Genomic DNA, 7723 nt, shown 5'->3' with positions numbered 1-7723 from the left:
GGCAGCCGCTCCTCAACGATCTCGATCGCCTTCAGGAAGCCACCATCGAAAAGGACGGCAAGGTCATAACCACCCGCACCCACGTCTCGGGCCAGGTGGGCAATGTCTTCAAGGCAACGGGCATCGCGCTGCCGGCCAATATCAGCGAGTTGCCGCCGGAAACCTGAGCTTTTGCAAGCTCAACCAACCCCGAAAATGTAGTGGTAACACCTGCGTCGGCGCGCGCATGTCATTGAACAAAAATGCCTTTTCCGAAAGCACTGTTCAAGTTGGGCCTGACCGAAGCAGTAGCGAGCATCCACCTAAGTCAGGCTATGGGCTATCCCTCACATGGTTAGAGGGCAAAAAAGCTCCCCTCCTTTTCCACAATCCGCGGCGGTCCCGGACAGGCGGAGGTGATTGGCTGGGTCGTGCTGCCACCGGCTCACAGGCAGCGATCTTCGCCATTTCCGCTACGTCTCCGCCGGCCACCACCGCTTGGGGAGTTCGAAAGCCGCGTAAAATGCGCATTTTGCGTGTGCCGGCAATCGGATAGCTTCATGCCTGCAAGAATTGCATCCGCTTTGCCGGCATCGGTCGGTAACGCGATGACATGTGCATTGCCTTGTGGAATGTTGTCAGAGGGGACAATTGCCTGGCGGGGCTGAATTTCAAGTATTCTCCAGGCGGGAAAATGGAGGGTGTATGCTGCATTGCCAAAAGATTACGAAATCTTCATGCAGATCGGTGCAGACTTCGCTGGAACTTGTCTTTCGAAGCCGATAAATCCCGCGCAAATCCGAGGGACACTCATCGTTCATGACGCCGTTCAAGGTCGTTCGTGAGCGGTGGCTGGCATGCGCATTGACCTGCCTTGCACCGCTGCCGTTCATCACCCCCATCGCACTTGCAGCATCGCCCGCTCCGTCGCAGCAGACCGCGTTCAGTCTCGACGCGGCGATGGCCGCTGCCGAGACCGACAACATCGATGTGATCCGGTCCCGGCTGGCGTTGAAGACTGCGCAGGCCAACCTGCGGATCGCGGATACCGCGCCCAACCCGAACCTCAATCTCAGCGCGGTGCAGCTGCGTCCGGGGCGGATCGGCAGGCGCCCGCTGGATTCGGTGGCGGACACCGTCGTCGGCATCGACCTGCCGCTGGAGCGCGGCGGCAAGCGGCAGGCCCGGACCGGCGAAGCGCGCGCGTTGATCGATGCCGCCGCAGGCGACCTGGCCAGCGCGCGGCGCGACATGCGCGAGGCCGTGTACGGCGCCTATTTCGACCTCAAGGCGGCAGAACAGCGTAGCGCGATCCTTTCAGCGATTGCGGCCAGCTATGCCGACAGCCAGCACATGGCGCATACGCAGGAGCACGCGGGCTCGATCTCGCGCGGGGACCTGTCGCGTCAGGCGGTGGAAGCCTCGCGCGCGAAGACCGACGCGCAGCAGGCGGCGATCGCGCTGCAGGTGGCGCGGCTCGGCCTCGCCACCCTGATCGGACGAGAACGGGATGCGCCCGACATTGCTACAAGCGGTGATTGGGTCGATGCGCCCGCCGCCGCCAGTACGGAGCCGGCGGACCTTCTGGCCTTGCGCCGTCCGGACGTGTTGGCGGCGCAGTCGCGCGTCGAGGCGGCTCGGCGCAGCCTCGACGGCGCGCATGCGCTGCGCCATCCCGACGTGACCGTCAGCATGCAGTACGAACACGCTATGGACGACCTCGGCGTCGGCAGCAGCGTCGGCGTGGGCGTTTCCGTGCCGTTGCCGGTGCGCAACCGCTACAGCGGCGAAGTGGACGCCGCCGGCACCGCGCTGGTCCAGGCCGAGGCGGAGGCGCGCAAGGCGGCGGCCGTGGCAACGGCCGAGATCACCATCGCCCGCCAGTCGCTTTCCCAGGCCAGCGAACGACGCCGTGAGATCGAGGAACGGCAACTGCCCGCCGCGCGCGATGCCGCGGGCGTCGCCGAATTCGCCTATACCAACGGGGCGACGTCGCTGCTCGAACTGCTCGATGCCCGCCGCTCGCTGCGGGCTGTAGAACTTGGCGCGGTCGATGCCCGTGCCGACGAAGCCCATGCCATCGCGCAGCTTCAGGCTGCCGAAACCACTGGCGAAACCACCGGAGACGATCGATGAGGGCTTCTGCCCCCGCAGCATTTGGCCGAGCCTTTGGCGCAGCCCTGCTGGCCACCGCCCTGACCGCCCCGCTTGCCGGCTGCGGCCAGTCCGATGCGCCGCCCGCCGCCGCGCCGAGCAAGTCGCCCGACCTCATCAGCTATGCGCCGGGCTCGGCCGAACTCGACACCGTGCAGATCGTCACCGCCACCACCAGCCCGCTGCCGATCTCGGCCGACATGAACGCGCGTCTTGCACTCGACGAATCGCAGACCAGCCGCGTCGGCGCGCCGGTGGCCGGGCGGGTGACGCAGGTTCTGGCCGACATCGGCCAAGCGGTGAAGGCCGGGCAGGCACTGGCCTATCTCGATGCGCCCGATCTCGGCCAGGCGCGCGCCGATCTGCTCACCGCCCAGGCCGAAAGCACCCGCAAGGCGCGCGAGATGGCCCGCTCGCACATGCTGTTCGACGGGGGCGCGATCTCCCGCCGCGATCTCGAAGGCGCGCAGGCCGATGCCGCCGGGGCCGGGGCCGAACTGGAGCGCGCGCGCTTGCGCCTGCGCAACCTGGGGAGCGGCGCGGGCGATGCGCTGGCGCTGACCAGTTCGGTCAGCGGCTACGTCATCGACCGTCAGATCAATCCCGGCCAGCAGGTCGGCGCCGGACAGACCCCGCTCTACACCGTGTCCAACCCGCGCACCTTGTGGCTGTTCCTCGACGTTCCCGAGGCGTCGAGCAGCCGCGCACGCATCGGCGAGGCGGTGGAATTCGACGTACCGGCCTGGCCCGGCCGCCGCTTTACCGGCAAGATCACGCAGATCGGCCTCGCGGTAGACCCGGCCACGCGCCGTGTGCAGGTGCGCGCCGAAGTCGGCAATCCCGACCTCGCGCTCAAGCCCGAGATGTACGCCCGTGCGCGCCTCGTCACCGACGACGGCCGCCGCGCGATCAAGGTTCCCAATGCCGCGATCTTCGAATCCGGCATGAAGAACTACATCTTCCGCGTGGAGGCGCCCGGTCGCTTCCGCCGCGTTCCGGTGGAAGTGGGCGAACGCGGAGACAGCTTCTCCTACGTGACGTCCGGCATCCGCAACGGCGAACGCATCGTCGGCGAAGGTGCGCTGCTGCTCAACGCCCAGCTTTCCGGGGGCTGATCCGATGTTGGAAAGACTGGCCCGCTTCGTCGTCGAGAAGCGGATCTTCGTGATCGTCATGGTCGTGGCCCTGATCATCGTCGGCGGCCGCGCGGTGATGAGCCTGCCGATCGAGGCTTTCCCCGACGTGCAGGACGTGCAGGTCGTGGTCATCAGCCAGCAGGCCGGGCAGGCGCCGGAGGAGATGGAGCGGTCCATCTCGCTGCCGATCGAGCGCGCGCTGGCGGGTACGCCGGGCGTGAACGACATCCGCTCGGTCTCGATCACCGGGCTGTCAGTGGTCACGTTGATCTTCAACGACGGCACGGACGATTACTTCGCCCGCTCGCAGGTGCTGGAAAAGCTGCGGGACGCCAATCTGCCCGCCGGCGTAACGCCCAGCTTGGCGCCGCTGTCCACCGCGGTCGGCGAAGTCTATCGCTACGTGCTGGACAAGCCGGCGGACGTGCCGCTCTACGAAGCGCGCGCGATTCAGGACTTCGTGGTACGTCCGACGCTGCGCATGGTGCCTGGCGTGGCGGATGTCACCAGCTTCGGCGGCAGCATCAAGCAGTACCAGATCCTCGTCCGCCCCGATCTGCTCAAGCGCTACGGCGTCACCGTGGCCGACGTGCAGACCGCCGTGGGCAAGGCGAACTCAAACGTTGGCGGCGGCGTGATCCCGCGCGGCGACGAAGTCGTCGTGGTGCGCGGGGTCGGCCTCTACAAGTCGATCGACGACGTCGGCAACACCGTGGTCCGCGCGCAGAACGGCAATACCGTGCGCGTGCGCGATCTGGGCGACGTGCAGATCGGCACGCCCGAACGCAGCGGCATGGTTGCCTACGACCACAAGGACGATGTCAGCGAAGGCATCGTCACCATGGTCAAGCGCCAGAACGCCGCCGTGGTGGTGCAGGGCGTGCGCGACGCGGTGGACAAGATGAACGCGCAGTTCCAGGCCGATGCGAAGCGCACGGGCAAGCCGCCGATCCAGATCCGCGCGACCTACCAGCGCACCAAGCTGCTCGACAAGACCGTGGAGACGGTGGCGGAAAACCTCGTCGTCGGCGCCACTCTGGTGACGGTGTTGCTGCTGGTGTTCCTGCGCAACTGGCGCGCGGCGCTGGTCGTCGCGGCGATCATTCCGCTGGCACTGCTGGCGGCCTTCGCGGGCCTCAATACGGTGAACGTGCCCGCCAACCTGATCTCGATGGGCGCGGTGGACTTCGGCATCATCATCGACTCTGCCGTTGTGCTGGTGGAGGCGCTGATGGTCGCGCTGTCGCTGGAAGCGGCGCGGCACGGGGGCGTGCAGCCGGACAGGATCCGGCGCAACCAGGTGCTGCGCAACACGGTGGCCAACCTGGCGCGGCCGATCCTGTTCTCCAAGGCCATCATCATCATGGCCTTCGTGCCGATCTTCACCTTCCAGCGCGTGGAAGGGAAGATGTTCTCGCCGGTTGCACTGACGCTGTCCTTTGCGCTGGGCGCGGCGCTGGTGCTGACGCTTTCGTTCTTGCCGGCGGTGCTGAGCTTCCTTGTCGAACGCTACGACATGGCGGAAAAGCACATCGTCTGGATGGACCGTCTGCGCGATGGGTATCGCAGCACGGTGGAGAAGGCGCTGCCGCGCACCAAGGCGGTGGTTGTGGCCTCCGGGCTGGCGCTGGTGCTGGCCTTCCTGATGATCCCGCGTCTGGGTTCTGAGTTCCTGCCCAAGCTGGACGAAGGCAACATCTGGCTCACCGTCCAGCTCACGCCCTCGGCCTCGATGGAGACCACGCGCAAGGTCGAGAAGCGTGTGCGCGCAATCATGCTTTCCTACCCGGAAGTAGCGCATGTCGGCTCCGAGACCGGCCGCCCGGACGACGGGACCGACCCCAAGGGACCGTCCAGCCTGCAGATGCTGATCGACCTCAAGCCGCGCAGCGAATGGCGTTCCAAGTTCGGCTCGAAGGCCGCGCTTGAGGATGACATGCGCAAGCAGGTGGACAAGATCCCCGGCGTACCCACCAATTTCAGCCAGGTGATCGAAGACAGCGTCGAGGAAAGCCTTTCGGGCGTGAAGGGCGAAATCTCGGTGAAGATCACCGGGCCGGACCTCAACGTGCTGGAGCAACTGGGCGAGCAGACCGCGCGGGTGGTGGCTGCGGTGCCGGGCGCGTCGGACGTGGATGCCGTGAAGATTGGCGGCCAGACCGAAGTGCGCGCCGTGCTCGACCGGGATGCGATGGCTCGTTACGGCCTCAACGCAGACGATGCCAACACCGCCATCGCCACCGCCTTCGGCGGCGCGACGGTCGGCACCGCTTACGAAGCGGATCGCAACTTCGACATCGTCGTGCGCTTTGCGCCGGATCAGCGCAACGCGGTGGATGATCTCTCGCATCTACAGGTGCCGCTGCCACAGGGCGGCACGATCTCGCTGGGTGAAATCGCGCAAGTCTCGGTTCAGGTCGGTGCATCGCGCATCAGCCGCGAGAACGGCAGTCGCAACGTGGCGATCAAGGCCAACGTCGACGGGCGCGACCAGGGCAGCTTCGTGGTCGATGCGCAGAAGGCGGTGAAGGACAAGATCAAGTTGCCGTCGGGTTACCAGATGACCTGGGGCGGCCAGTTCGAAAACCAGCAGCGCGCCATGCAGCGTCTGGAGGTGATCGTGCCGATCGCGCTGTTCGGCATCTTCATCCTGCTTTTCGGTGCATTTCGCTCGGTGCGCTCCGCCTTGCTGATCCTTGCGATGGTGCCTTTCACCACGGTCGGCGGCGTCACGGCGCTGGCGCTGGCGGGGCTCCACATGTCGGTGTCCGCAGCGGTCGGCTTCATCGCCGTGGCGGGCATATCGGTGCAGAACGGTGTCGTCATGCTGGAGCACATCACGCACCGCTACGAGAACGGCGATGCCTATCGCGTGGCCGTGCTCGAAGGGGCGATTGACCGCCTGCGGCCGATCCTTATGACGGCGCTGATGGCCGGTTTGGGCCTGCTGCCGGCGGCGCTCTCCACCGGCATCGGTTCCGAAACGCAGCGACCATTCGCCTGCGTGATCGTGGGCGGCATCATCTCCGCCACCGCATTCATGCTCCTGCTGCTGCCGATGTCCCTGCTCTGGCTCTCCGGAGAAGAGAAGAGGCAGGAGAAGCATGCAGATATTTGATCTTCAGTCTTCGCTTGCCCCTCGCTGCATGAGCAACTGCCGATGGCCTACATCTGTATGGCGGAACTCGATCGCTGGACCCCCGAAAAGGGTCGAGTACGGCGCTCTCCAATCTCGACCAGTCGCGCACGATCCCGGCATATCAACGCTGAGCGACCACGATCAGCGCGGTTGAAGGGATCGGCAATACGGAGCGTTCGCCCGCCATCTGCCTGACCTCGGTAATAACTTCTGCCTTTTCCCCATCATTGAGGCTCGTCCAGTCGGGCGACATGCCGAACAATGTATCGGGATCGTCGAGTGCCCCGACGTCGAGCTCATAATCATGCGTCACTGGCTCGATCCGGGGATCGCGATAGCCCGCAAGGATCATTTCGCGAGCGAAGTTCCCCGGATCGCTGAGGACGCCGACGGCTTCCGGCATTTCCATGCCATCACGGCCGGGGAAGAGCTTTCGACGGATATCTCCGAGCAGCAGAAAGGTCGCCGCACCGCGTTGTTGCCAGGTTGCCACGATGCCGTGGCCGCCAGGGCGCGTAACGCGGGCCATTTCGGCCAACCCCTTGCGCCAGTCGGGGAACATGATGACCCCGAAGATCGAGAAGACGGCGTCGAACCCTCCGTCTGGGAGCGCAAGGTCCTGCCCATCCATTGTCTTGGCCTCGACATTGGGGTGACCGGCGGCGGCGATACGAGCGACCATGCCTGGAGAAAAGTCTGTTGCCAGTACCTTCGCGCCTGTTCGCGCGGCAGCCAGTGCCAAAGCACCGGTGCCTGCGGCTATGTCCAGCACGTGGCTGTCGGACCCGAGGGATATTCTCGCAACCGCCGTCTCGGCATAGCGAGCAGTGAAGGGGTGGGCAGTCTTCTCATAGTGCCGAGCGGCAACATCCCAGTGATCAGGGTTCTCGAACTCTCGCATTTCGAACGCTCCACGAATCATGTAACATAATAAGTATCGTGAAACATGATGCTTGCCAATCCGGCTGGAATGCGAAGAATCGAAATATGCGTAATGACAGTCGCCTTTCGCGAATGCTCCACGTGCTGCTCCATATGGCGCGGCATGAGGGGGCAATGACGTCCGAAACTATCGCAGCGATGCTGGGAACCAATCCCGTTGTCGTCCGCCGCACGATGGCTGGTCTGCGCGAGGCAGGGTATGTGCGCTCGGAAAAAGGACATGGTGGCGGTTGGGCCATCGCGGCAGACTTGGAGACCGTGTCGCTCCTCGACGTACATCGAGCGGTAGGAGGACCACGCATCTTTGCTATCGGCAGCGAGCATTCCAATCCTGATTGCGCGGTTGAGGCGGCTGTCAACGAGGCGCTGGCGG

The 7723-nt window shown here is 65.1% G+C and carries 5 protein-coding genes; 4 read left to right on the top strand and 1 reads right to left on the bottom strand.

The window, feature by feature from the left end; translation table 11 throughout:
• Positions 1–798: 798 nt before the first annotated feature.
• The 3 genes from LH128_RS20205 to LH128_RS20195 are packed head-to-tail and all read left to right on the top strand — an operon-like array spanning position 799 to position 6387.
• Positions 799–2115 carry a TolC family protein gene (locus tag LH128_RS20205; protein ID WP_008831541.1) on the top strand — a complete coding sequence of 439 codons (1317 nt, stop codon included), beginning with the start codon at positions 799–801 and terminating at the stop codon, positions 2113–2115.
• On the top strand, positions 2112–3248 hold the full coding sequence (locus LH128_RS20200; protein ID WP_008831540.1) for an efflux RND transporter periplasmic adaptor subunit: 1137 nt from the start codon (positions 2112–2114) through the stop codon (positions 3246–3248). The genes LH128_RS20205 and LH128_RS20200 overlap by 4 nt, the downstream gene beginning before the upstream one ends.
• Before the next feature lie 4 nt (positions 3249–3252).
• Positions 3253–6387 carry an efflux RND transporter permease subunit gene (locus LH128_RS20195; RefSeq protein WP_008831539.1) on the top strand — a complete coding sequence of 1045 codons (3135 nt, stop codon included), beginning with the start codon at positions 3253–3255 and terminating at the stop codon, positions 6385–6387.
• Between the two features lie 142 nt (positions 6388–6529).
• Here the strand turns inward: LH128_RS20195 and LH128_RS20190 are convergent, their stop codons facing one another.
• Positions 6530–7330 carry a class I SAM-dependent methyltransferase gene (locus LH128_RS20190; protein ID WP_327195228.1) on the bottom strand — a complete coding sequence of 267 codons (801 nt, stop codon included), beginning with the start codon at positions 7328–7330 and terminating at the stop codon, positions 6530–6532.
• A gap of 65 nt (positions 7331–7395) precedes the next feature.
• On the opposite strand from LH128_RS20190, the gene LH128_RS20185 reads away from it, so the two are divergent.
• A partial coding sequence (locus LH128_RS20185) for an Rrf2 family transcriptional regulator (protein WP_037520523.1) occupies positions 7396–7723 on the top strand: 328 nt, incomplete at its 3' end.

Origin of the sequence: Sphingomonas sp. LH128 (assembly GCF_000293195.2) — a bacterium.
GTDB lineage: Bacteria > Pseudomonadota > Alphaproteobacteria > Sphingomonadales > Sphingomonadaceae > Novosphingobium > Novosphingobium resinovorum_A.
The sequence above is the reverse complement of the archived record's forward strand: the minus strand, read 5'-3'. Positions and strand labels throughout refer to the sequence as shown.

What these genes read in the sequence shown, in the direction of transcription:
- LH128_RS20205 (WP_008831541.1), top strand. Translation starts at nt 799, where the DNA reads ATGACGCCGTTCAAGGTCGTTCGTGAGCGGTGGCTGGCATGCGCATTG.
- LH128_RS20200 (WP_008831540.1), top strand. Translation starts at nt 2,112, where the DNA reads ATGAGGGCTTCTGCCCCCGCAGCATTTGGCCGAGCCTTTGGCGCAGCC.
- LH128_RS20195 (WP_008831539.1), top strand. Translation starts at nt 3,253, where the DNA reads ATGTTGGAAAGACTGGCCCGCTTCGTCGTCGAGAAGCGGATCTTCGTG.
- LH128_RS20190 (WP_327195228.1), bottom strand. Translation starts at nt 7,330, where the DNA reads ATGATTCGTGGAGCGTTCGAAATGCGAGAGTTCGAGAACCCTGATCAC.